We start from the raw sequence: 24,557 nt of genomic DNA, 5'->3' as shown, positions 1-24,557 counted from the left end.
TCTGTTTTTCCGGACAGTTAGTTTTTCTGCCTCCGTTCTTGCCTCTTTTCAAACAATACGAAACAGTTTTACTAAGTTCCTGCTTAACTGATCGCCCATTGGTTAATCTGATATAAATGTACAGCGGAAAAAGCGCCAAAACAATGACCGTCATCATAATATAAATTTTTGGCAGGCGCCACTAAAACCAATGATCCAAATCAATATCGTATTACTTCTTTAATTTGTATCTGCTTAATCATCATTCAATTGTATTTTCCGCTCAACAAGACGCCCAGTAAAATCGTTATTGATACAATTGAAGTGATAATTATTGGTAAATTACTGACAAATTCATCCGGTTTTCGGCAAGTTTTATGACAACATTCTGGACAGAAGATAGCATCCTGACCAATCAAAGCGATTCTACACCGCCTGCTGAAATATTCGATGCCTTTTGTCAGGCCATCGGATTCTATTATCAGCAGAAGGGATATAAGTATACCAGGAGCCGGCCTAAAGTAAAGATCGAATCGAAAGACCTTTTTGTGGAGATCAATTTCTGGAGCTCCAGAAGCAATATGGCAGGCAGCAGTGTAGGCCTGGAAATATTGCCTTATGTGGGTTCCAAAAAATTAAAAAAATGGATCAAAACAAACAAGACCGGACGCAACGAATACATTTATGGTCCTACCAAATATGATTTCCGTTTTCAGAATATCTATGGCGCTACCGTCGATTTTTTCCTCGACCTCATTCTGAAAATTGATAAATACATAGCTTCCCACCTGAACATAGAAGATAACCACCAATTCATCAACCGGCTCCTCAGCGAGAACAGCAACGACATCATCACCGATAACTTTGCCTGCTACCTGGCCATGAACAAAGACCCGCGGTTAATCGACTTTATTGAAGATCACCAGGAAGGCATTGGTGAAGAATTGAGCAGTAAATTAAGGGCACTTACGCCCCCTGCGCCGCTGAAGGGAGAAACCAATGTGCCGATTTCCTGATTTCTGATTTTGAGATTTCCTGATTTCGAGATTTTGAGATTTTGAGATTTCCTGATTTTGGGATACCGATAATTTATAAGAATGTTCAAACTGCACAATTCATGAGACCTTAAATCAGAAATTTCTTTGCTTTCTGCATTCGCGCTCAGCATTTTGCGCCTGCCTGCCGGCAGGCAGGTTCTGCGTCAGCGCAAAGTATTAAGGTAAAATGCTCACCTGAATATTCTTATAATACACTTTGCTATCAGGGTCATGGCCCTGCAATGCAAAGGTTCCGCTAGATAAAAAACGTCCGTTCATATCAGCAGGGCGCTGTGCATTTTCGGGCTCAGTATATTCTACTACTGTTTTACCATTTACTTTAACGGTCACTTTCTTATCCTGCACAATGATCTCCTCGGTAAACCATACGTTGTCTTTTACCAATACGTCTTTTACGTCATCAACAGCATATAAGCTACCGGTGCGGCGCCAGTCAGTATGCGAATTATTCACCTGTACTTCATAGCCTTTTTTCGGCCAGCCGCCTTCCTGGTAAGCAGTATGAAAATAGATGCCTGAGTTGGAGCCGGGCGTGGTCATTACGTCGGCCCTGAAATGAAAGTTCTTAAAGTTGTGGTCCTGCACAGGCCCGTCGTAAAAGAGGTGCGCCACATTTCCATGGGCGACGATCCTTCCGCTATCCACTGAGAATGTAGCCGCATTCTCCCCCACTTTCCAGCCGGTAAGCGATTTTCCGTCGAACAGGGAGATCCATTTCTTTGACCCTTTTTGCGCAACAGCTGCCCCGGCCAGTAAACAGCCGGCGATAGTTAACAGGTATGATACTCTTCGCATGCTTATCGTTTGCGTGAAGGTAAGAGTTTAGCAAACAAAATTGTTACCGGTTCCCGGACGCCGGTTTCCAGGCCATACATTTTAAGTTGCCCGACAATTGTCGGATTGTCCTGAACTTTTTAGCCTGGCAACCGGTAACTGGTAACCGGCAACTGGTTTTACCGCTTTCCTACCCAATGCGGATAAATGGGGATCTGCTCGCTCACAGCGTCCAGCTTCGCCAAATGCTCGGGGTTCAACCGCCAGCCAGTAACATCCAGGTTCTCCAATAACTGTTGTTCATTACGCGCTCCAATGACGCAGGATATAACTCATGAACTTTTAATTGATGTGTCAATAACAATGCAGGCGGGCGATAGTTCGGTACCTGCAAAACACCTCACCTGTTGCTGCTCCTGATCATAACAAAATTGGCCAGCCATTGGAAAGCAATAAATCCGAAGAAGAATATGTAAGCCAACGTTTCAAATACCGGATTCCGGGCATATGCAGTTGCCAGTGCCGCCACACCAACGGCAGCCATGGCAATCGTATAAATGAATAATGAATTGTATTTTGATGGAACGAACATTACGCTGAGCGGAACCATCATGATCAGCCCGTATGCCGCCACAAAAAGATATAGCTCATCAGACCGGAAAAAATACATTGACAGGCCGGTTATAAAAACAAGCAGGCTTACACCTACAAAATTTGAACTGATCTTCTCTTTTCTGTCGAGCAGGAATTTCCCATAAGGGTTAAATCGCAGAAAGAGATTGCTCAGTGGTTTAATGACCCAGGTTGAAAAAGCAAGCAGCACCAGCAGGATGATCAATGGGAAAAGAAATGGCTCCAGGGCCGGATTGGCATTAGCAAGCGCATTGAGGGCACGCGTGCTGAGATATAACCCCAGGATTACAAACCATTGGTATTTGGCAGATAAATTACCGATCCAGAAGGCGTATTTCAGGAATAAGCGGTATACCGGGTTACTAGCCTTCAGCGCTTCGATCATTCCCTTTTGCGCATAATCGAAATTAGGATAGTTCTTCAACGCTTCCTTGAAATGCTTCAACGCTTTTTTATGATCACCTTTCTCGAGCAAAGCCCAGCCATAATTGGCATGCGTATAGGCATTATTGGGATCATTTCTCAAGGCGCCTTCTATCGTTTGAAAAGACTCTTCCTTTCTATTAAGCTTAATTAATACCGTGCTTCTTACATTCAGCGCCAACAGGTTTTCGGGATCAATTTCCAAAGCCTGATTGGCCAGGCGTAATGATTCCTCGTATTGCTTACGCGCAAGTTTTATGTTGGCTGACCAGCCAAAAAAATCTGCCGTATAAGGATCCAGTTCTATGGCTTGTTGAATGCTTGCTTCCGCATCATCATATTTGTCTTTCTGAATATCTACCCGCGATTTGATAAAATACAAATGCGCCGTATCCGGAGAAAGCCCGATGGCATCCTCTATAACACTTTCCGCCTGCTCCAGCCGGTCCTGCTGCAGGTTCAACTCCGCCAGCAGCGCCAGGTAATGTATATTGGTGGGTTCCTGGGCCAGTAACTGTCTTAAGATCTTTTCTGCTGCGTCGTATTTCTTCTGTTGAATGAGGATACCAACTTTCGATAGACTATACTCCGTCATATCACTTTTTTATTTTTAAATAGGAAAGAATGTCGTCATATAAACCGGAATCATTGGCGAACATCGCAAAATTCTTCGCGGTCATGAACCATTCCTGGGTACTGGCCTTATGTTTTTTTACGGCATTCAACAGATCCTTTGTTTCAATGGGTTTTGGTATCCCGTCTGTAAATGAGGATTCCAGCTTCAGTTCAATGGCAATATCGATGATGGCATCGATGTCGGCGCCTGAATAATGCTCCGTTCTTTTGGCGAGCTGCGCATAATCGATGGCATCAGTTGGTTTATTCTTCAGTTTGAGTTTTAAAATTGACTCCCGGGTTGTTTCATCCGGCGGTGGCACAAAAACAATGCGGTCGAACCGGCCCGGCCTTCTGAAAGCGGGATCCAGGTTCCAGGGCGTGTTCGTTGCGCCGATGATCAATACGCCTTCGTTGCTGGTGTCAATACCGTCCAGCTCCTGCAGGAACTGGTTGATGAGGTGCCGGCCTGCCGACTGTTTCATATCGCTTCTGCTGGCGCCTAAAGCGTCAATTTCGTCGATGAACAGAATACAGGGTGTATTGTAGCGGGCCAGCTCAAAGATCTCGTGCAGGTTCTTTTCGCTGTTCCCGATCCACATATCCAGGATATCGTTCAGCCCTACGCTGATGAACTTTGCATTCACCTGTCCCGCAGTTGCTTTGGCGAGAAAGGTTTTACCACATCCCGGCGGACCGTACAATAAAATTCCACCGCCGATCTTTTTGCCATAGGCTTTGTACAGCTCGGGATGCATCAACGGTTTTATGATCTTTAGTTCGATCTCTTTTTTAACAGCGTCCATGCCACCTACATCACTGAAATTGATGGACGGCTTCTGCAAAAAACGGCTGTCGTACATTTCTTCCTCCGGCTCGTCGTCGTCGTGGGTGTGGCCGCCGCCTTTTACCCGCAAATGACTGTCCAGCTCCTCGTCGAAGTAATTGGGATCGATTGCCAGTACTTTTTTATAGGTCTCCATGGCGCGCGCTATGCTATTTTCCTTCAGTAATCCTTTTGCATAAAGGGTAAGCGCCTCCAGATCAGGGCGGCCACTTTCAATAAACTCTTCCAGGATAACGTTACAGGCAGAATAATTTCCTTTTCGATAAAAGACCTTTGCCAATCCGATCTTCGCTTTTGTATCGTTCGACGATCGCAGCACCTGGGTATATTCGATCTCTGCTTCTTCCAGCCGGTTCAATCCCAACAGGGTGTCGGCCAGCAATAACCTCAGGGGCGTATTGTTGGGCGAATGCTTCAATGCCTCCCGCAAACTATCTATGGTATGCTCGTTCATTGTATGTTATATTACAGTCGACGTAAAAATTTACTAATAGAACGTTAAAATCCAACGCAGGTTACAACATCCCGAAGGCACGTTCTAAAACGGGTGAAATATACAAAATAGCTTGTAACCACCCGTGTTTTGAAGTGCAATATTGAGCCATTGAACGATTTTTTACATGGAATATGCGTGGGCAGCATTGAAAATACATTTGATCTTTATTAATCAGGAATTCCTGCAACCACCCTTATCCGTTTATTAAAAACCAGTTTGTCTTTTACGAAAACCTTTAAATAATAACGCTGTGGCGAGCGGTATGAGAGATCATATTCAAATGTGGCTTTTTTGAGACCGTGGTATTGATGTTCTTCCACCACAGCATTATCGCCTCCATCTGCAACGATTTGCACCAACGGGTCCTGCGGCTCGTTACTGAAATAATCCATAACCACTTTTCCTTTTGTCATGGTAGGGAACAAACCAACGGAAACGGCTGCACCGGGCTTTGACCATTGCATACTATCGGCCGACACCACAAAGGCATATGACACGCTGCTGCCAAAATCCGATTCAAAATGCTGCAACGCCTGCCCTCTTGTGTTCAGCAGTCTGCAAATGCCACGGCCTGCTTTCACGGCATACCAGAACTCAAGGCCGTTGTTAGCAGTATCCTGTACATCGAAACGGTAACACCCTGGCTGCAGGCTGACTGTATCGCTGTATGTACTATCCTTTTGCAACGTGCCCAAAGCACGCTCAAACACCGCCTGTCCTGCCGAATTTTTTATACGGTAACTATTATCGGCCGGGCGGTTATTGGTTGTAAACTGAATGACAATCTTTCCATCATGCACCGGAGCGCTTTGAAAATAGCTTACCTGCTTATTGTCGGCCGGGTAGCCATCTTTCCTGCCGTTCGGCTGCTCTACACTCACTACAAACTCATTCATTCCCTCGTTAAAATCTATTGCGCCTGGTAAGGTGATCTCTGCTGTTTCACCAAAGGCGAGTTTCCCCTTCCATTTGAAAACGTGAGCAGAAAATCCTTTAGTGCCGTACCGGATCTGGCAACTCGTCAAAGGAGCGGCGCCATTGTTCTTAATGACAATGACCGGATTGCTGCATGCCGGATTGAGGCGGCGGTAAATATCGGTAGTGGAAGGCACCATCACTTCTTCCAATGATGCATCGATGGCTGATACCGGCGATCCATACTCGATCAAGTAAGCAAATATATTTTCAATTACATTTCGATCATTCGTTTGATAAGGCTCCATTTGTAGATCTATGACATTCTCCTGGTTGCGCACAAGCGGCTGATCTGTGATCTCCGGCTGATTTAAATAACCGGGGCACCAGTTGGCACGGTCGAAGAGCCAGGTGCCGGCCTGTGGATACAGCGGATTGTCGCCGCATTTTTTCCAGATATCCGTTCTTTTCACCAGCTTGTTATTCCACCAGACCTCCCTGAAACGTTTACAAAATTCGCCACAGCCGATACTATCCATACCGTGGCCTGTTTGCAAAACATAAAATCGGGCTGTGGTACTTTTGGCAGTTGGCCTGAAACTATAGGGACGTAATTTCTTCTCGATGGGATCTGCGGCATTTCCGTATTGGAAAGCGGCATTGTAAACGGGATGGAATGCCATAGGTTCTGCTACGGCCGGTCCTTTGATAAAAGAAAAATCCAGTTGGATCTTCCAGCCCCGGTCCTTATTTTCTTCATAGCCCGAATGGATGTATTCGATCTCTACACTGTCTCTGAGCACCAGGCTGAGATCAGTAAGATCAACCTGCCACTGAAAATGCCAGCCTTTTGAAAAGGCGCCGCCGTACGGCGTTAGCATTTGCGCAATGGTATAGTTCAATTCGGTAGTATTTGCAGCATTCCGCCGCTTCAGCACGATGCGGTCAGAATAGTCCCAGTCGGCACAGCGCATGGAATCGGGACAGCCAAATTTTACATACAGCATGATCTTCCTGATGGGTACATTTTTGCCGGGGAAGCGGGTCCAGCGGCTATACGGATTCACGCCCCTGGAAGGATCTGTAACTACTTTATCAAACGATACTACCACATGCGACGTATCGGCTGCCAGGGATGGAAGTCCGTGCAGGGCAAACACTAACAAAAGGCTTATTATTCTTTGCATAAAAAATTACCGGCTTAAGCGGTATGCAAAGTAAGGCCTTTAGCAGGGCTGTAAAAAATATAGCGTGTGTTTAATGTTACGCTTGCAGAGATTCTTTAAGCGATCAGTGCATACACCCGAGGAACATTTCCTGCTTCACTGTTTTTACCGTCGACATTTTATCCTTCAACAGAGAAGCTACACTGTCAGCCTGGGATTGTAATGAATAGATCCCGGCAATTACGACCATTTCCAGGGTATCGGCATTGTTATCGATAAATCCATTCGACATTTCAATACTTACAAAGTTTTGGTCTTCAAATGGCCTTCGCGGGAAATATTCGCCTCTGTACAATTCATCGTCTGAATCCTCGGGAACAATAATTCCCTTACCTGATTTATAAATACGATCCAGCATGTTTAATTTCGTTCCCAATAATGAAGCTGTATTCGTTGAAATAACTTTCAACGAATCGTAGTTCAGCGCTCTGGCCACTTCCACTACATAAAAGGTGCCGCTTTCTTCGTCGGTACTATTCACTTCGTCCATAGCGCTGTCTTTGGCGGCAACAGGTTCTGCGATCTTTACGGAATCAACTTTACCGCTCCTGATAGCCGGAGACTTTTGTCCACACGCGCCAACGAACAATAAAAACAAAGCAGGAAATAACTGTTTCATATACTTAAAATATCCTAGTTCTTACTTTATATTTAATGAACAAAAAAGCACTACTAATTCTCGGGCAACGAATACCAGCGGCGGTATACCTTGCCAATGTAGGTTGATACAAGCACCAGGAATAAAAGCGCGCCACCGATCTCTGAACACATAATATGCCAGCCCATATCGGGCAGCTCTGTTGGCAATCCCTGTTCGCTAAGCTGGTCCTTCTTCCACATATAGTACAGGGCTACGATCAACAACGGAAATATCGGAACTATAAAAACAAAGAGATTGGTCATGATACCGGTTATAACATTACGCTTTGTAGTAGTCCAGGTGGCCAGGGAACCGAAGAAAAACAGGATCGTGTACATGATCATCCAGATCAAAAAGCCCGTTTCATCAGCATGCGAAAAAGACATCATGAGCGCCGTTAAAATTGTCAACAGCACAGCCGCCAGCAGCGACAGGAAAAAAGTGCGCACGGTGGAATGCCTGAAAATAAAGATCAGCAAAGTGATGCCTAATGTGAAATAATAAAAAATGCGTACATACTCCGCCATGTGCCTTTCTGACCAACGGTATTTTTTGGAAACAATATGGCTTATGTTATCGTAGATATAACCTATTTTGTACTTGGCGGAAATTTTGTCGTACGTAGACATTCTATTATTGATCTCCGGAACGGCTGTTGACCTTCCGCTTTCCGCATAGTCATACTTATTGAATAAAGCAGCGAGTTCCTTACTGATAGTTTCCCGGTCGGCTGCCTTTGGCGGATGCCTTAGCACCTTATTGTAGATCTCGAAGGAGGTAAAGATGTGCGCTTTGGTGTATTCATCAGCCAGGTAAGAGTCAACAAATGTAAAATCTGGTGTTTTATAGTCCAGGTACATGGTGTCATTCAGTTTCACCACGCTATCTGCGTTCTTTATGATATTGTCAAATATTACAGTGTCATATCTGATCAGATCGTATTTTCCGTTTTTCGGTTCCGTGTCAACAGTTGCCGTTTCATCATAATCGAGGTCCGGCGCATACTGTTGTACTTTTAAATTTTTTGCCCTTACAATGGTGTCATAATCCCATGGTTCCTGCAGCGCATTATATTCCAGCTGACATATTCTAAGGTTCATGGCATTGATGTCATGCACGAGCTCTTCATCGTCAAATGCCAGGTTGGCCCGCACACTTTCCACAACCGGATGAACATAAGTAAATAGTACAATTATGCCGGTGGAAATGAAGTAAAAGCAGAAGGTCATCAGGCTGTAGAACGGGCTAATGAGACCATACTTCTTAAACACATTGAAACGCAACAGGTAAATAAGCCACACGGTAAGTGCAATAATGGCGATCATAATTACAAAACCCGTCCAGCTATCTGATGTAGAATAATCTCTTACATCATTCGGCTCCAGGAAACTGATGCCTGCGAGGAAAAGCATGAATAAGATACCGTAATACAGTACCAGGTGGGTGCGCGTGCTCCAGATCCCGGGTTTATTGAGTAATAATTTTTCTTCTGCGGTTTTCAGGAACCCTGGTACCAGGGGTCTTTTTATGTTCATGGGTAATCGTATTAAATGAAGCGTTTTGTAGAATGGGTAATGTCGCGGAAATAGGAAATGGGGATATCGCCTGTTACCAGTTGTGATAAAATAGCCTGTGCCGCCAGCTCTTTCGAAGTAATGGTATAGAAACCTCCATTGAATTGTAACTCGCCGAGCCCGTTCAACACGGTCAGTAACGAGTCCCTGCTGGCAGTTGTTTCCAGTTCTATTACAAAGGCATTGGCCGTTTTTTCCTGTTCCCCTGTTCGGAACAAACAGGTTCCGTTCTTAATGAGCAATACCGTATCGGCAATCTTTTCCACTTCATGCAGCTGCTGTGAGCTTAACAGGATACCCATTGGGTTGTGCACCGACTTGGCCATGAACCGCAGATCTGTGAGAATGACCTGTTGTGCGTTGATGTCAAGGTTGGCGAGCGGTTCATCCAGTATCAATAGCCGTGGTTTCTGCAATAAAATGCGGGCTATTTCAAAGCGGGTACGATAGCCGCTGCTGATCTGGTTCCAGGTAAGGTGAGCATACGGTGTAAGATCGAGCCGTTCGAGCATGAAATCAACCATTACGCTGTTTTCTTCGCCTTTTACACCTGAAATGGCAGCGGAGAAATGAAGATTGTCTTTCAACAACCCATACCACCGGGGAATACGCTGCGGAATAAACGCCAGGTGATGTTTTATATCGTAATGATCGGGGTTTTCCAGTTGCGCGAAATCCAGTTCGCCCGAATCCAGCGCCAGCTGGCCGGCCATACAGCGCAGCAGGGTTGTTTTACCATTACCATTCTCTCCTACAACACCCAATACATCGCCGGTATTAATTTGAATAGTTATCGGCTGTAAACTGAAGCTGCCTGCCGCGTAGGTCTTGCTGATCTCACGGGCACTTGCCAGCACACGTGGCTCGTAGGTAAATCTTTCAGTAACATTATTGATCTTTCCCAACAAAGTGTTGGCTGCTTCAAAAAAAGAAGCCGGTAATTCACCGGTTTTATACTCGCGGTATGTTTTACTTACCTGGATGGCTTCTTTCAGGAGCGACATATCGGCAGTATCGAGCGAAGCATCCAGGATCCTTCGTACAGCTAATGAATGGTCGTTATGCCGGAGATACGATTGAATTTCTGCAATTCTTGTATGCATAGGGTTTTAAAGGTTAGTATAAAGATGCAGGAAATAACGGAAAATTGAAATAACAAACGTTAAAGCATCTCCGCTTATTTTCATAAATTAGTGCTAATTTGGAAAATAGATAATCTATTTTTGTCATATGAAGCTCTTTCATGCCAAAACCCTGCTGCTATTAACTGCATTTCTTTACTGCCAGTTTAGTTTTTGCCAGAAAAAGATCTCACTGCCAGATACAGTTGCCATCAGGCATTCCCTCAATGAGGCCCTGCAGCTCAGCAAAAAAAATTACGATTCGGCAGTTAACAAATGCAATGACATCGTGCAATTGACCGAGAAACATCATTTAAAATTATTGTCAGCCACTGCGTTTGATGTGCTTGCTGAAATAATGCTGGCCAGCGGCAAGATGGCCGCTGTACGAAAATACGATTCACTGGTACTGCCTGTAGCCACTCAGTTCAGGGATACCAACCTGATCATCAATGCAAAGAACCGGGAAGGCATTTACCTGCTTGAGCAGGGAAAGAACGCAGAGGCAGCTGCGAATTTTCAATCGATACTAGACATGCGGTTGGAAAAAGCACAGTCGATAAAAACAGCCGAAGTATACAGTAACATGGCTTCGGTATACATGCATCTGAGCAAGAACAACGAGGCTATGAAGTGGTTCCTGAAGGCGCTGCGCTTGTACGAAAAACATGGCTCGGATGCAGGACTGGGAGAAACCTACAGCAATATCTCCTCTGTATATTATCTCATGGGCCGTCCGAACGAGGCCATCAGTTTTCAACAGAAAAGTATTTCGCACCGGGAAAAGCTGAACGACATTCAGGGGCTTATCATTCCGCATATCAACATAGGGCAACTATACATTCTTAAAGACTCCATGGGTCTGGCCCTCGACCACCTGAAACGGGCTGTGGTATATGCCGAAAAGATCAATAATATCAAGCTAAAAGCAAGTGCTTATTCGGGCATGTCGACTTATTATATCCGGGCAAAGGATTATAAACAGGCCCTCGAGTGGCAGAACAAATCGATCGCCCTGTTCGAGGAAACAGATAATCAGACCATGCTCTCGCGGCTGTATGTTTCGGCCGGCAACCTGGCCAGCGCTACCAACGATTCCATAGGCGCATTGGCTTATTACCAGAAAGGGCTGGCGCTTTCGCAGAAAATGGGCAATAAGGAAAATATCGGGAATGCCTATGAGAAAATGTCCAACTTCTATTTTGCGCACAAGGATTACCAGCAGGCATACCAGTATTTTAAGATCTACACTTCGTACCGCGATACCATTGCCACTGCCAGTGCACTTGCGAATATTGAAAAGATCAAGATCGAGTACGAAACAGAGAAAAAAGACAATGAGATCCTGCGGCTTGCCAATGAACAACGGATAAAGGAGTTACAAATAGAAAAACAAAAGGCATTGCTGGAAGGCAACCTGCTGGAAGCAGAGCGAAAAGAAAATGAGATAGAATTGCTGTCAAAAGCCAAAGAACTGCAGGAGCTGAAAATAAAACAGCAGGATGAAGAACTGGAGAAACAGGTGCTGCTGGCCAGGAACAATGAGCAGCAATTGCAGCTGGCAGAAAAGGAAAAACAATTACAGCAAAAACAACTACGCAACTCGAACCTCATCAGAAATTTCATTTTGGGTGGTGTGTTATTGCTGGGCCTGGTGGGCTATTTTCTTTTCAACCGCTACCAGTTGAGAAGAAAGATAAAAGAACAGGAAGCCCTGCTGGCGGTTCGTAACAATATTGCCAAGGACCTGCATGATGAGATCGGTTCTACCCTTACCAGCATCAAAATATTATCGGAGGTATCGGAAAAGAATCTGCAGAAAGACCAGGCCAGGACCTCCGCCTTTCTGCAAAAGATAACGGAACAATCGGCTGCCGTTCAGCAAGGAATAAGCGATATTGTATGGGCGGTAAAACCGGAGAATGACAAACTGGAGAACATGGTGATCAGGATGCGGGAATATGCAGCGCAAACGCTGGAATCAAAGAACGTTCATACGGTGATCAATATCGATGAACAGGTGCTTGACAAAACCCTCGACATGAACCAGCGCCGCGACCTGTTACTGGTGTTCAAGGAAGCCGTGAACAATATTGCCAAATATGCCGGCGCCAGCCAGGTGCAGGTAAATCTGGAAAAAATAAACAATGATCTGCAGCTGCAGGTAGTAGATGATGGCTGCGGATTCGATGCAGCCAGGCAAACATCTTCGAGCGGGCTGAAAAATATGCAGGCGAGGGCGGCCTCTTTAAAAGGTACGCTTGACATTCATTCAAAACCCGGCAAAGGTACGGCCATTACCTTACGCATTCCTACTACATGATCATGTAGTGCGGCCAAAACAATGGTTCCTTATTTTTAATTATATGGGCATAAAAGTATTGTTATACGACGATAACGAAGCTTTGCGTACCAGTATGGAAGCATTGATCACCGAGGAACAGGGCTTTGACCTGGTTGCGGCCATGCCGAATGCAGAAACAGTAGCAACCGACATCCGTGAATTGAAACCGGATGTAGTGCTTATGGATATTGATATGCCGGTGGTTGATGGTGTGGAAGCGGTAAGGATCATCAGCCGCATCGATGACAAGCTGCCGGTAATCATGCTCACCGTATTTGATGATAATGAGAATATCTTTAACGCCATTTGCGCCGGCGCTTCGGGTTACATTCTGAAACGTTATGCCACCGAAGAAATTCCGGCCGCTATCCGGATGGTGCTCACCGGCGGCGCTCCCATGACGGGTTCTGTTGCCCGTAAAGTGCTGATGATGGTTCCTTCCGCCAAAACATCTGAACAGGAAAAAAGCAATCTTACCGAAAAAGAAACAGCCATCCTGCAGTTCCTGGTAAATGGGTATAGTTATAAAATGATCGCTGCCGAATTAAAGATCAGCATCGACACTGTACGTTTCCACATCAAAAAGATCTACGACAAACTGCACGTACATTCCGCCACCGAAGCGGTTTCTAAAGCTATAAAGGATAAACTTATTTAAAGTTGCCGGCTAACCGGCTACCGGTTGCCGGTTGCCAGGTACCGGTTGCCGGTTTCCGGTTTCCGGTTACCAGTTACCGGTTGCCGGTTGCCAGGTACCGGTTGCCGGTTTCCGGTTACCGGTTATCGGTTTCCGGTTACCGGTTATCGGTTTCCGGTTACCTGTTACCGGTTGCCGGTTGCCAGTTACCGGTTACCTGTTACCAGGACCGAATTCTGAACCTTGCGTTGAGCCGGCCTTCGCTGAAGCTACGGCGTGCAGGCGTTTTGCGTTCAGTGTTGCGCGTTATTCGTTTTGCCGCCCTACATATTTATGTAGTTGAAGCAGGCGGCCTACACTGTTAGTTTTACAGGAAATTTATAGCAAATGAAAACACTATTTGTTTCCCTGTTACTGTTATTATCTTCAGCAGTAAGCCTCTTTGCCCAGTCTTCCGATTTCATTCCAGGCGGTACGGTGATCTTTGAAGATAATTTTTCGCAAGATCCGGTGGGCGACTTTCCCGCCAAATGGAGCACCAGCAGTGAAGGTGCTGTAGTAGAACTCGATGGTTTTCCCGGCAAATGGCTTCGGATAAATGGCGGTGTAGCGGTGAATCCTGAGCTGAAAAAGAAACTACCGGAAGATTGCACCATCGAATTTGACCTGGTGATAAAAAAAGGATCCTGCCGGGCCCTCTTCGGTGTAACACCCATCAGTGACGTATCCGCCGGGAATGTGCATTACAAAAAAATGGCAGTCACTCTTCAAAACATGACCGGCTATCCCGACATCGTAGTTACCAAAGATGTGCAGGATATCAGTAAAAAAAGCGATTTCCCGGTGGATGGTTACATAGAACGCATTATGCATGTGGGTATCGCCATCAACAAAACACGGTTCAGGGTATACCTCGATGAAACGAAAGTGATCGACATGCCAAAACTGCTCGTACCTGAATACCGCAGCAATTTCTTTGTAATGGGTGGAAAATCCATCCCCACCCCACCGGAAGGTATTTATATCAGCAACATCCGTATTGCCGGCGGTGAAGCCGATGCCCGTCGCTTGCTGATCAAACAGTTGCTGGAACAGGGTTCTGCTGTTACTGCAGATATCAATTTTAATCCGAAGACCAATACCATGACACAGGAATCATACCCCGTGCTTGATAATCTCGGTGAGGCCATGGTGGCCGATCCCAACCTGAATGTAGCCATCAATGGTATGGACGCATCGGCCGGTTATATGCCCGCTGCCTCCGGTGAAACACCAAACGACATAACAGCTACCGGCACCGGCAACAGCGCCGCTGAAGAACTCGTAAAACAGAAAGTAGAAAAGATGAAGGCTTATCTCATTCAAAAATTCCATTTGAAAGTTGACCGCATCGTGACTGGCGTGAGCACTAAATTAAAACCCAGGCTGGACGCAGTTCAAGCCAGCAAGACCGGCCAAAAGATCAACCGTTTTCTTACCGAGTTCGTAAAGCAATGATCTTCTTCCTTTTTACCTGAAAAAAATGCCACATGAAGCTCTACCAGCATATCCTGTTACTGCTGTTGATCCCCTGGCTGCTGAGCGCTGTTTCCCGCGATGGAAGATCAACAGGCACACTCCGCTTTCAGGCGAATGGCGTTTTATATACTGCCGACTCAACGCATGCCAGGGGCTACGCAGTAAAACAAACTTCCATGGCGTATATCAATGGCGCCAGTAACGATATGGTGATCGGTATTGAATGGCAAGGCATGAAAGGCCCCGGCATCTACGCCATAAACACCCGGGCTGGTAAAGCGGAGTTCTCCATTAACCATAAAAGTTATTTGCCCAAACAGGCCGATGACTACCTGAAGATCACCGTGCGGGCCATAAAACAACAGGGCGCCTTCCTGTTATTAAGCGGATCGTTTGAAGGCCAGCTGCAGGACCGCGCGGGTAATAAACTGAAGATAACAGCCGGCAGTTTTGAGACCATATCCCTCTGAGACCAATCTCTAGATCCAGATAAGACAATGCTGCTACATGCTTATGCAGTTGATGAAAGTATTGAACCGTATCATCTTTGTTCCGTAAAGAACATTAACCTTAAAACAGTCAAAACAATGAAAAAAATAGTATTACTGGTTTGCCTGGTTCAGCTGATACATGGCGGACTAATGGCGCAGATAGGGCCCAACAAACAGATTACGCCGATCAAAAAATTTACGCCCCTGAAGCTGAAAGGCAATGTTCCTTTTCTTGCAAAAGGAAGCCCGGTGATAAAGTATATTGTCCCCGCAAACGCCACCAACCCCAGTTTCAGTTTACAACGCGGTACTACCAGCGCCAGAAGGACGGTAACAAGTACGACCACTTCCTCAGCGCCTGATGCAAACGGCCGTTATTGTACAGAGTCGATAGTAAGCGAAGAAAAAGGCGATTATACCAAGATCGTATTGGGTAACCAGAACGATAAGATCTATCCCGGGGCCATTTATTACGATAATGCCTTTCTTAGCGGAACGTACAATGCGCCTGATAACCTGGAGTTGAAACCGTATGACATCACAACCGATCTTTTTTCCGCTTCTTTCTCCGGCTCTTCCATTATAAATGTGCAGCCCAGTTTCGGCGGCGTTAACGATGGCATTGGTGAACTGATGAGAAGAAGCGGCAACGTTAAAAATCCGAGTCTCATCTCAGTAGAAGTGAAGTCGATGAACTCCTCCGAACAACTGGCTTTTGAGATTGGCGCCGGCTTTACCGGTTATGGCGCTGAACTGAATACCAGTTTAAGCTCGATGAAAGCGACCAACAAAAATGTGTTTATAGCGAAATTAACGCAGGTATACTTTTCTGTTATGCTCAACCGGGCTGATGGAAAGTTGCTGGCAGCCAACAGCGCGTCATACCCCAACCTGGTTTATGTAAACAAGGTGAATTATGGCCGGCTGGGCTATATCCTGATCTCATCCGATTCAAGCCGGGAAGCTATACAGGCCGCACTGGACTTTACGTATAGCTCCGGCTCTGTTTCGGCCAGCGCCAATGCGCGGTTGAATTATCAGCGCACCCTTTCCTCCATGCAGATCAGCGGGTTCTTCTTTGGCGGCGATGCAGCCAATACCATGCGTCTTACCTCCGTTAATCAATTGCAGTCGTTCGATGATTATGTACAGAATGGGTTACGCCTCGATCCCAATGTGGCGCCGGTGGCTATCAGTTATGAATTGAAATACCTCAATGACAATGCCTCCTGCGCTACCCGCAGCACCACTACATATACGGAAAGACAATGTACACCGGCCAAAGGGATCAAAATCCAGTTCCATAATGTGGCCATAGAAGATGTGCATAGCGGCGATTGCAGTTATGCCTGGGGACGGGTAGCTGTAGATGTGTATGAAACAGATAACCAGAAAAGACCTGTAAAAAGAATAGGAAGTTTTATGTTATGGAATCACCCCGCCAATGCGCCTAACCGCACCGTCATTAATTTTGCCGATATCAGGGCCGGCAACAGGTTGCGGCCAGAGATCATGAGCATCCCTAATGGTACGAAGACGATCACCATTAACCCGGTACTGGCCAGTGAAAACCGGATCATGTTACGGTTTTACCTGAACGTGAACACCAATCATAAGGATAATGACCTGGCCGCACTGGGTTTCCATGGTATGAATCGCCAGGAAAGCATTGATAAAATGCTGAATGAAGTATTTGTGGGGTCAGACCAAATTCAAAGCAGACCGAATGACTATAAGTACGGCACTTATATGACCGGCCGCTTTTGCTCCAATACCGACCGTGTGCATTGCTTCTATGCCTTATTCACTATTACGAATATGTAACGAACGTTAAAACAATCAACCATAGCATACACTGTGCCATCCGCTGTTTGCGGATGGCACAGTGTATTTTCAGATTTTATGGTATTATTCAGTAAATTACGTAATCAAGCTGCCATAAAACCAGTCGTCATCCGATGAAAAAAAGCGTGTTCCTGTTGTTTGTTTCATTAAGTTGCTTATCCCATATGCCAAAGGCACAAAAACACTGTACAACCGATATTGATACCGCCATCATAGCTGGGGGCGCTACACCGGTCCTTATTGCCAGGACTTTCAGTTTCACCGAAGGGCCTGCACCCGATAAACAGGGCAATATTTATTTTACCGATCAGCCCAATAACAAGATCTGGAAATATGGAACAGATGGCAGCCTGTCGATTTTTCTGGATAGTGCCGGCCGGTCGAACGGATTGTTCTTTGATAAAAAAGGCAACCTGCTCTCCTGCGCCGATGAACAAAACCAGCTATGGTCAATCAGCAGGGATAAAAAAATAACGGTGCTGGTAAATGACGTGGACGGAAAAAAACTGAACGGCCCCAACGATCTGTGGGCTTCACCTGGCGGTGACATTTATTTCACCGACCCTTACTACCAGCGCAGCTGGTGGACGAGAACCAAACCAGAATTGGATAAAGAAAAGGTATATGTGCTTCGGCGTGGCAGCAAAACGCCGATACCTGTAATAGACAATCTGCAAAAACCCAATGGCATTACGGGAACACCCGACGGGAAGTACCTCTATGTTGCAGACATAAAAGGAAACAAGACCTATAAGTATGCCATCAATAAGGATGGTTCTTTAAGCGATGGAGCGCTTTTTGTAAACATGGGTTCCGATGGTATGACGATCGATAACAGAGGGAATTTGTACCTAACCGGCAAAGGCGTTACCGTTTTTAACGACCAGGGCCGGCAGATCGCTCATATTCCAATACCTGAAAACTGGACCGCCAATGTTGCTTTTGGCGGCAAACAAAGAAACAAGCTATTCATAACAGCTTCTGAAGCTATTTATGTGTTGGAGATGAAAGTAAAGGGAGTTGAGTAAAACCAATACCAGAAGTTTTAATAATATTTAAATGTCGCATGGCAACAATGTAAGCCACCATTTGGTTTGTCTGCGGGGCATATGAGTTGCATATATGGAGCATGGAAACACAAGTAATCACTGTTCTGTTGAACAACAAGCCCTACCATTTGACTTTGGAAGTGGAACAAACGGGTAATGAAAGGATCTACCGGGTGTCTGATAAGCAGCAGGGCGAAAGGCTGTCGGAGTATATTCCTGATCCCCTTGAATTTAGTGTTGACGGTAAAGTAAAGATCACTGATCGTGTGCGGACGGTGGAAGGCCAGGAAATTGCCCGGGAAATATGGAAGGCCATCAAGGACCAGTTTGAAGACCCGGAAAAGAAGTGATGACAGATTGTACCGGGAATTGACATTCCCCATTGGGAATTTCAATCCTCATCCACATCATACGCGATGCCCTGTGCAAACATGAATACACCGTAACAGATCGTTGCAATAGCAACGAAAATAAAATAGACGTGCCCAATATGGTCGCCGACAAAATCAAAGGCCTGATCGGTGTTCACCACATACCCGGCATTTTCAACGACACCTGCCTTCACGAAGAAAAATCCGATGATACCCAAAATGATGCCCCTCGCCAGATAGCCCAACCATGCCAGCACATGCAGCAGCTTCCGGAAAAACGGGGAAAACCGTTCAATATCCACCCGCTCCCTGTATCCTCTTGTAATACCATAGAAAAGCTGAATGACAGCGGTTGCGGCATAGATCACGCCAATACTTATTACCGGCCATTGTCCATAGTGCTGCAGCATTTTTTGAACCATTTCCCTTTCTTCCCGCGGCTGCCCATCGGTCTGGTAATGACTGGTACCCAGCAGCACCCGCACAGCTGCATACACAATGAGTATATCGGCAATGGTGCTAAGGGCTATACCGGTCCGCTTGATAATTCCTTTAAAATTTTTACCGTAATCGTAAGGGTCGGTTACAGCTTCATAAAACCGCCACAGCACATAACATAGAGTGCCCAGCAGTATGACCCAGATAATTATTTTTCCAATGACATATTCATCCAGGATGGCCATAAGACTGCTTTCATCGGCCCCGCCATGCCGAACCTTCAAAAAAGATAACATGGCGATGACGCCAATAGCGCCATAAATGATACCGGTAGCAATGCAGCCGTAGACCGGCAGATAGTGAATAATTGTGCGTTTGTTCCTGGTGCTTTCCATACTGTATTTTAATGCTCGTCATGATCTATTTAAATCACATGCCACCCGATCAATTTTTACAAAAAATAAAAAAACCGGAAATGAATTGGCTTATTCGATTTCCGGTTATAAACTGAAATAGGATGCATTCACGTAGCCTGCAGGGTTTCAGGGCTTCCGTTCATTTGTTTCTTCATTCCAACCTGTTGCTCCCACAGCCTGGTGTATGCGCCATCTTTTAACAGTAATTCGGAATGAGATCCTTCTTCGACGATGCTGCCCTGGTGCAGCACTACAATTTTATCGGCATTCATGACGGTACCGAGCCGGTGAGCGATCAATAAGATAGTCATACCTGCATTGCGCAGATCGCACAATGCGTTTTGGATGTGTTGCTCTGATAAGGAATCGAGGGAGGAAGTAGCTTCATCCAGGATCAACAGTTCCGGTTCTTTATACAGGGCGCGGGCAATGGCAATACGCTGGCGTTGTCCGCCCGAGAGGGTCATACCGTTTTCGCCAATGTTGGTAAGGAAGCCGTCGGGCAGCCCTTCAATGAATTCCAGGATGCCCAGGCGCCGGCAGATGCTGATCACTTTCTTCATGTCGGGCTCCGTTTCACCGAGGGCAATATTTTCTATAACTGTACCAGCAAACAGATGCACTTCCTGGGGCACTACGCTTACCAGCGTGCGTAAACTGGCAGGATGGATATATTTTATGTCCAGTCCGTTGATCTGGATACTGCCCGATTGTAAAGGATAAATATGCTGCATCAGCGATAACAGCGTGGTTTTGCCGCTTCCGCTTTCGCCGACAATTGCCGTGATGGTTCCTTTGGTAATGGTCAGGTTCAATCCATTAAATACGTTCACCCGGGTGCCGTACCTGAAATGTACATTTTTAAAAGTGATATCGCCCATCATGTCCCGGGTTAACCTGGTGGTATTGGCTGCAGACTCTACTTCCAGGTCCATAATTTCAAATAACCGGTCGGCAGCAATGACGGCATCCTGCATTAGTTTGTTCATATTAATAAGCGCTATTACCGGTCCGGTAAAATAACCCATAAGCGCATAAAACCCTAACAGCTCCCCTGCCGTTAACTGCCGCTTCAATACAAAAGCACTGCCGGCCCACAATAATATTACCGTAAACATCCCAGAAACAAGCTGGCCCCCACTGCCTGCCAGCAGCGAATTCTTCCCGGAATGATAAATGGTTTGCAGCAATCGCACAAAGCGGGTTTCGGTCTTCATATTTGAATATTCTTCCAACCCGAATCGTTTGATGGTTCCAATGGCATTTATGGACTCTACCAGCTGCGCCTCCAGCTCTGCTGAATTCTCCATCAACTTACGCTGCGTGCGTTTATTACATTTATTGGAATAGTAGTACACCAAAGCATATAGTGGCACGACGGTGAACAGGATGAGCGCCAGCTTCCAGTACGAGGTGAACATCAGTGCAAAGGAAAATAAAAGTATGAACAGGTTCACTGCCAGGTTAATGAGCACATCATTTACAAATACCCTGATCTTTACCGCATCATTCATACGGGAAACGATTTCGCCCACCCGCATGGTATCGAAAAAGGCCTGCGGTAATCGCAATAAATGTTTGTAGTAACCCAGAATGAGCCGTGCATCTATTTGCTGCCCCGTTCTCATGGTTAACACCACTTTGAAATAGTTTATACAGACCTGCGCCAGCAAAATGAAGATCATTAGCAGGCTCATGAGGTTGAGCAGGTTGCGGTTACCATCAGGCAACACATAATCGATGATCTTTTGTAAGTAGATAGATGTGCACAATCCCAGTATCGTATAGACCATGGCCCCCACGATGATTTGTATCAGCATTGGGGTATGGGGTTGCAGCAGCAGGCGAAAACGATCGGCCACCGAAGTGGTTCCTTTTCCCGGTAAGAAATTGTCGGCCGGCGCCAGAAGTACAGCAATACCTGTCCAGATCTTTTTAAATTCATCCGGAGGCATTAGCTCCATCGTACCTTTGGCGGGGTCCATTACACGGATGCCTTTCGGTGATGCCGCATATACTACTACATAGTGCTGTAACCGCTGATCGATAATAACATGCGCTATAACCGGGTGCGGCAGTTTGTAGATGCTTTCAAAAGCGCCTTTAACGGCCTTTGCAGAAAAGCCCAGGCGGGTAGCTGCTTCTATCAATCCCAGCACATTGGTGCCTTTACAATCAGTGCCTGCATATTGACGGATGCGGGCTATGGGAAGTTGTAACCCATAAAATGCAGCCACTGAAGCCAGACAGGCGGCGCCGCAATCTGTGAGGTCATGCTGCCTGATGATAGTGCGCCGTGTCGATTTCCACCAGGATCTGCGAAGGGCTGTTTTCTGTGCAACCGGCGCTGTATGTTGATTAGTGCTCATTTCGAATAAGATTAGGGTTCAGCCAGTCGTCTGCTTTATCAAACAGCAGCTGGAACAGGGTTCTGCGCGTGACCAGGAACCGCGCCTGTACCGTCATACCTTTCTTTATCATGCCCTGGTAACCATTCTTCAATCGCAGTACGGGCTTATTGATTTCGCACCACACTTTGAACAAAGGCTGTCCATCCTGAATAAATATGTCACGCGAAATGGATCTTACTTTACCTGGCACCATGCCCCATACATTATAATCGAAGGCGTCTATCTGCATTCGCACTGTCATGCCCTCGTAGAGGTAACCGATATTTTTCGGCGAAACATAAATTTCGGCCAGCAGGCCTGAATCAGGGCTCACTTCCCCGATCAACTCACCTGCCGTAAGCAGGCTGCCAGGCGCAATTCCTTTTAATTGTTGAATATAACCGCTGGTGGGAGAAGATATAGTGTAGAGACCCTGCTCCTCGCGATAAGCCGTATGGCGTGCCTGCAGATCCTTCAGTTGTATATTGAGCGCAGTGAGCTCCGATTGCCATTTGTCGCGTTGTTGTTCCCGTAGCAATGACAATTCGTTTTGCGCTGTTCTGTAGTCGGCCTCATATTTTTCGAACTCTGCAGTGGAAATAATTTTTTCCTGGTACAATTCTTTATACCGGTTAAAATTCCTGCGGGCCACATTCAGGCGGATGGTAATTTCATGGAGCTTACTGTTATAAACCACCTGTTCCTGCATATACAGCCTGGATCTCAGGTGCTGGTATTTTCCACGCAGTAATTGCTGCAGGTCCTGCTGTTGTTTTAATAACTCATTTTTTTGCGAGATAACGGCGCCCTGTTTATCATTCACGGCGTTAGCCAATAATTGCACCAGTGGTTCACCTGCCGAAACATGATCATTCTCTTTCACAAGTACTTTTTCTACCGTAGCCGCTACCAGGCTTCGGATCTCGGTACGTTCCCTTGCAGATCTGAACAGGCCGGAACTTCTTACACTGATATCTATTCGCACAATGAATAACAATACAAAGGCGATAATAAATAAACCCAGCAACAGCCAATATAAAACAAGGCTGCCATGCCGGTGATCCCTGTAATGTTTTTCAATATAATATTCGGCGGCTGCTGACGGATAGATCCGGCTTGATTCAGGCATAAGCTTTTGGTTCGTCGTTACTGGTAAGCGTTTAGGACTGGCATGGTCAGGCAAATAGAGGAACAGCTATTTGCTATTCCTCTATTTGTTTGCAGGCAACCCTACAGGCAAATGCCAATAGAAAGTTTCAATTTAACATCAATGTTAAGGCCATCACCGCAATCGTCATCGCAGCAGCGATCTTTACAGCAGCTGGATCCCAATAGACCTAACAGGCCACCATTTACTTCCGTCATTTCCTGGAGGGTTAATTCTTGTACTTCCATGATTGATAAGTTAATGATTAAACAGATATGCCTACTCTGTTCAAGGGTTTTCGGCACCGCCCTTTTTGACCGGTCAAAAAATATGTATAGCTGTTGCTCAGGACCAGCAACAACGCAGCGTTATCGATAGGTTTTAGAAGCGGGTAACGATCGAAATAAAGGATGGATTATAAAAACGGGCTTAAGGGAATAATCACGGGTCAGGCAAACCAATTCGTACTTTTAATTGGTGGGTTGGATTTCTATATAGATACATTTATGTACCACTAAAGGTATGCCAGCATCACTTCATTTGCTATCAATGGCAAAGAATATGATCGTTATTAAGAAATGAAAAAACATTTCCCATTGCGGGATAAATACAAAATAAAAAGGAATAGAAATCAATGCGTTGATAATAAAAGGTGAGACATTGGACTTTTAACGCATGCTTGGGCGTGATGTTTTATAGAAGAATTTTTATTACATTCTCACCGGGTCCTTTCACTTACACCTTCCTCAAAACTGCACCGGATCATCGTATTTAGCCGCATACGCTTTATTGTAGTCGATGGTTCCTACGCGGCTTGCTATATAACGGATACCCTGCAGCAGATGTTGTATAAAAACAGGATCGCTATAATCTTTACTATCATGCCCGAGCACACTGCACCAGGTATATCCGCCATCATAATCATAGGTCCAAACAGCAGGATACAACTCCGCATAACCGCCGGCATTTTTTCTAAGCAGCGCTGTATCAACATTTGTTAAGGAAGTAAGATCGAAGGCCATCAGGGTTCTCGGACCAGGATATAACTCTTTGGCAAAATAACATTCATCTTCTTTTGTCCATTCTCTGGGCATCCCCTGCATAGAAGCATGACGGGAATCCATACACTTTACCGTTAGCTTCTGAAATTTCGGGTGCCAGGAAAAAGTGCCGCCCATCATCATCTTGAACCATTTCCAATTCCGCTCAGTTCCTAAAACGGAATGAATGCCCACCAGGCCGCCGCCGGCCTGAATATAATGCCTGAATGCCAGGCGCTGGGCATCAGTATCAAATACATCGTTATTGGTGCTGGTGAAAATGAGGAGCTTATACCGTTTCAGATTATCGCGGGTCATTACAGCCGGATTGCTGGAAGTATCTACTTTAAACCCATACTGCCGGCCCAGTTGCTGTAAACAGCTTACCGCAGCGGGAATATTGGCATGCACATACCCTTTGCCATTTTTAGTGTATACCAGCACTGCAAGCTTTTTCCAGTTAACTTTTTCCTGGGAGAACAAAGGCAGGGCAATCCAGGCAAATAAGAGGCAGGCAATAGCTGTTTTCTTCATATATGAAGCTGGTTGGTTCGTCGGGCAAATGTAGTG

The 24,557-nt window shown here is 45.8% G+C and carries 21 protein-coding genes; 9 read left to right on the top strand and 12 right to left on the bottom strand.

The genetic code is table 11. The features are described 5' to 3' along the window. Positions 1-356: 356 nt before the first annotated feature. Positions 357-995: a hypothetical protein gene (locus JUB15_RS01735; protein WP_207510595.1), complete on the top strand. Its 639-nt coding sequence runs from the start codon at positions 357-359 to the stop codon at positions 993-995. A 198-nt stretch (positions 996-1,193) separates the two neighbouring features. Here the strand turns inward: JUB15_RS01735 and JUB15_RS01730 are convergent, their stop codons facing one another. The 7 genes from JUB15_RS01730 to JUB15_RS01700 all read right to left on the bottom strand — a co-directional run bounded on the left by JUB15_RS01730 (position 1,194) and on the right by JUB15_RS01700 (position 10,283). Beyond that, positions 1,194-1,832: a 3-keto-disaccharide hydrolase gene (locus JUB15_RS01730; protein ID WP_207510594.1), complete on the bottom strand. Its 639-nt coding sequence runs from the start codon at positions 1,830-1,832 to the stop codon at positions 1,194-1,196. Positions 1,833-2,211: 379 nt separating this feature from the next. After that, positions 2,212-3,462, bottom strand: a complete 1,251-nt coding sequence (locus JUB15_RS01725) for a tetratricopeptide repeat protein (RefSeq protein WP_207510593.1) — start codon at positions 3,460-3,462, stop codon at positions 2,212-2,214. Position 3,463: 1 nt separating this feature from the next. After that, positions 3,464-4,783, bottom strand: a complete 1,320-nt coding sequence (locus tag JUB15_RS01720) for an ATP-binding protein (protein ID WP_207510592.1) — start codon at positions 4,781-4,783, stop codon at positions 3,464-3,466. A 209-nt stretch (positions 4,784-4,992) separates the two neighbouring features. Then, positions 4,993-6,927 (bottom strand): peptide-N-glycosidase F-related protein, encoded by a 1,935-nt coding sequence (locus JUB15_RS01715; RefSeq protein ID WP_207510588.1) that lies wholly within the window; start codon positions 6,925-6,927, stop codon positions 4,993-4,995. A 103-nt stretch (positions 6,928-7,030) separates the two neighbouring features. Beyond that, on the bottom strand, positions 7,031-7,585 hold the full coding sequence (locus JUB15_RS01710; protein WP_207510587.1) for a hypothetical protein: 555 nt from the start codon (positions 7,583-7,585) through the stop codon (positions 7,031-7,033). A gap of 53 nt (positions 7,586-7,638) precedes the next feature. After that, positions 7,639-9,141, bottom strand: coding sequence for a hypothetical protein (locus tag JUB15_RS01705; RefSeq protein ID WP_207510586.1), 1,503 nt, complete (start codon positions 9,139-9,141; stop codon positions 7,639-7,641). An 11-nt stretch (positions 9,142-9,152) separates the two neighbouring features. Beyond that, the gene (locus JUB15_RS01700; RefSeq protein WP_207510585.1) at positions 9,153-10,283 is read right to left on the bottom strand and encodes an ABC transporter ATP-binding protein; all 1,131 of its coding nucleotides are present in this window, start codon (positions 10,281-10,283) and stop codon (positions 9,153-9,155) included. 127 nt (positions 10,284-10,410) lie between these two features. Between JUB15_RS01700 and JUB15_RS01695 the strand changes: the two genes are divergently transcribed. The 8 genes from JUB15_RS01695 to JUB15_RS01660 all read left to right on the top strand — a co-directional run bounded on the left by JUB15_RS01695 (position 10,411) and on the right by JUB15_RS01660 (position 18,535). Further along, on the top strand, positions 10,411-12,624 hold the full coding sequence (locus JUB15_RS01695; protein WP_207510582.1) for an ATP-binding protein: 2,214 nt from the start codon (positions 10,411-10,413) through the stop codon (positions 12,622-12,624). A 43-nt stretch (positions 12,625-12,667) separates the two neighbouring features. After that, complete coding sequence (locus JUB15_RS01690; protein WP_207510576.1) at positions 12,668-13,303, top strand: response regulator transcription factor; 636 nt, start codon at positions 12,668-12,670, stop codon at positions 13,301-13,303. A gap of 2 nt (positions 13,304-13,305) precedes the next feature. After that, positions 13,306-13,647 carry a hypothetical protein gene (locus JUB15_RS01685; RefSeq protein ID WP_207510573.1) on the top strand — a complete coding sequence of 114 codons (342 nt, stop codon included), beginning with the start codon at positions 13,306-13,308 and terminating at the stop codon, positions 13,645-13,647. 22 nt (positions 13,648-13,669) lie between these two features. Continuing rightward, positions 13,670-14,779: an OmpA family protein gene (locus JUB15_RS01680; RefSeq protein WP_207510571.1), complete on the top strand. Its 1,110-nt coding sequence runs from the start codon at positions 13,670-13,672 to the stop codon at positions 14,777-14,779. A gap of 32 nt (positions 14,780-14,811) precedes the next feature. Next, a complete protein-coding gene (locus tag JUB15_RS01675) occupies positions 14,812-15,270 on the top strand; it encodes a hypothetical protein (RefSeq protein ID WP_207510569.1) in 459 nt (152 codons plus the stop codon). A gap of 117 nt (positions 15,271-15,387) precedes the next feature. Continuing rightward, complete coding sequence (locus tag JUB15_RS01670) at positions 15,388-17,115, top strand: thiol-activated cytolysin family protein (RefSeq protein ID WP_207510567.1); 1,728 nt, start codon at positions 15,388-15,390, stop codon at positions 17,113-17,115. A gap of 134 nt (positions 17,116-17,249) precedes the next feature. Continuing rightward, the gene (locus JUB15_RS01665; protein WP_207510565.1) at positions 17,250-18,164 is read left to right on the top strand and encodes an SMP-30/gluconolactonase/LRE family protein; all 915 of its coding nucleotides are present in this window, start codon (positions 17,250-17,252) and stop codon (positions 18,162-18,164) included. A 101-nt stretch (positions 18,165-18,265) separates the two neighbouring features. Then, positions 18,266-18,535, top strand: a complete 270-nt coding sequence (locus JUB15_RS01660; protein ID WP_207510564.1) for a hypothetical protein — start codon at positions 18,266-18,268, stop codon at positions 18,533-18,535. A gap of 41 nt (positions 18,536-18,576) precedes the next feature. On the opposite strand, the gene JUB15_RS01655 is transcribed toward JUB15_RS01660, so the two are convergent. The 5 genes from JUB15_RS01655 to JUB15_RS01635 form a co-directional block, all read right to left on the bottom strand. Further along, on the bottom strand, positions 18,577-19,389 hold the full coding sequence (locus JUB15_RS01655; protein WP_207510562.1) for a DUF1206 domain-containing protein: 813 nt from the start codon (positions 19,387-19,389) through the stop codon (positions 18,577-18,579). 128 nt (positions 19,390-19,517) lie between these two features. Then, positions 19,518-21,779 carry a peptidase domain-containing ABC transporter gene (locus tag JUB15_RS01650; protein ID WP_207510560.1) on the bottom strand — a complete coding sequence of 754 codons (2,262 nt, stop codon included), beginning with the start codon at positions 21,777-21,779 and terminating at the stop codon, positions 19,518-19,520. Next, positions 21,769-22,929 (bottom strand): HlyD family secretion protein, encoded by a 1,161-nt coding sequence (locus JUB15_RS01645; RefSeq protein ID WP_207510558.1) that lies wholly within the window; start codon positions 22,927-22,929, stop codon positions 21,769-21,771. The genes JUB15_RS01650 and JUB15_RS01645 overlap by 11 nt, the downstream gene beginning before the upstream one ends. A 101-nt stretch (positions 22,930-23,030) precedes the next feature. Next, positions 23,031-23,195 (bottom strand): hypothetical protein, encoded by a 165-nt coding sequence (locus JUB15_RS01640; protein WP_207510556.1) that lies wholly within the window; start codon positions 23,193-23,195, stop codon positions 23,031-23,033. A 498-nt stretch (positions 23,196-23,693) separates the two neighbouring features. Next, entirely contained in the window at positions 23,694-24,521 is an 828-nt protein-coding gene (locus tag JUB15_RS01635) for a ThuA domain-containing protein (RefSeq protein ID WP_207510554.1), read from the bottom strand. Positions 24,522-24,557: the final 36 nt, after the last annotated feature.

The organism is Longitalea luteola, assembly GCF_017356035.1.
GTDB classification, from domain to species: Bacteria; Bacteroidota; Bacteroidia; order Chitinophagales; family Chitinophagaceae; genus Niastella; species Niastella luteola.
Note: the sequence above shows the minus strand (reverse complement) of the source record. Positions and strands in the feature narration are given on the sequence as shown.

Bases quoted from the DNA above. Each gene is read 5' to 3' on its own strand.
- JUB15_RS01650 (WP_207510560.1), bottom strand. From the start codon at position 21,779: ATGAGCACTAATCAACATACAGCGCCGGTTGCACAGAAAACAGCCCTT.
- JUB15_RS01735 (WP_207510595.1), top strand. From the start codon at position 357: ATGACAACATTCTGGACAGAAGATAGCATCCTGACCAATCAAAGCGAT.
- JUB15_RS01645 (WP_207510558.1), bottom strand. From the start codon at position 22,929: ATGCCTGAATCAAGCCGGATCTATCCGTCAGCAGCCGCCGAATATTAT.
- JUB15_RS01635 (WP_207510554.1), bottom strand. From the start codon at position 24,521: ATGAAGAAAACAGCTATTGCCTGCCTCTTATTTGCCTGGATTGCCCTG.
- JUB15_RS01655 (WP_207510562.1), bottom strand. From the start codon at position 19,389: ATGGAAAGCACCAGGAACAAACGCACAATTATTCACTATCTGCCGGTC.
- JUB15_RS01725 (WP_207510593.1), bottom strand. From the start codon at position 3,462: ATGACGGAGTATAGTCTATCGAAAGTTGGTATCCTCATTCAACAGAAG.
- JUB15_RS01660 (WP_207510564.1), top strand. From the start codon at position 18,266: ATGGAAACACAAGTAATCACTGTTCTGTTGAACAACAAGCCCTACCAT.
- JUB15_RS01710 (WP_207510587.1), bottom strand. From the start codon at position 7,585: ATGAAACAGTTATTTCCTGCTTTGTTTTTATTGTTCGTTGGCGCGTGT.
- JUB15_RS01695 (WP_207510582.1), top strand. From the start codon at position 10,411: ATGAAGCTCTTTCATGCCAAAACCCTGCTGCTATTAACTGCATTTCTT.
- JUB15_RS01640 (WP_207510556.1), bottom strand. From the start codon at position 23,195: ATGGAAGTACAAGAATTAACCCTCCAGGAAATGACGGAAGTAAATGGT.
- JUB15_RS01680 (WP_207510571.1), top strand. From the start codon at position 13,670: ATGAAAACACTATTTGTTTCCCTGTTACTGTTATTATCTTCAGCAGTA.
- JUB15_RS01675 (WP_207510569.1), top strand. From the start codon at position 14,812: ATGAAGCTCTACCAGCATATCCTGTTACTGCTGTTGATCCCCTGGCTG.
- JUB15_RS01665 (WP_207510565.1), top strand. From the start codon at position 17,250: ATGAAAAAAAGCGTGTTCCTGTTGTTTGTTTCATTAAGTTGCTTATCC.
- JUB15_RS01730 (WP_207510594.1), bottom strand. From the start codon at position 1,832: ATGCGAAGAGTATCATACCTGTTAACTATCGCCGGCTGTTTACTGGCC.
- JUB15_RS01705 (WP_207510586.1), bottom strand. From the start codon at position 9,141: ATGAACATAAAAAGACCCCTGGTACCAGGGTTCCTGAAAACCGCAGAA.
- JUB15_RS01715 (WP_207510588.1), bottom strand. From the start codon at position 6,927: ATGCAAAGAATAATAAGCCTTTTGTTAGTGTTTGCCCTGCACGGACTT.
- JUB15_RS01670 (WP_207510567.1), top strand. From the start codon at position 15,388: ATGAAAAAAATAGTATTACTGGTTTGCCTGGTTCAGCTGATACATGGC.
- JUB15_RS01720 (WP_207510592.1), bottom strand. From the start codon at position 4,783: ATGAACGAGCATACCATAGATAGTTTGCGGGAGGCATTGAAGCATTCG.
- JUB15_RS01700 (WP_207510585.1), bottom strand. From the start codon at position 10,283: ATGCATACAAGAATTGCAGAAATTCAATCGTATCTCCGGCATAACGAC.
- JUB15_RS01690 (WP_207510576.1), top strand. From the start codon at position 12,668: ATGGGCATAAAAGTATTGTTATACGACGATAACGAAGCTTTGCGTACC.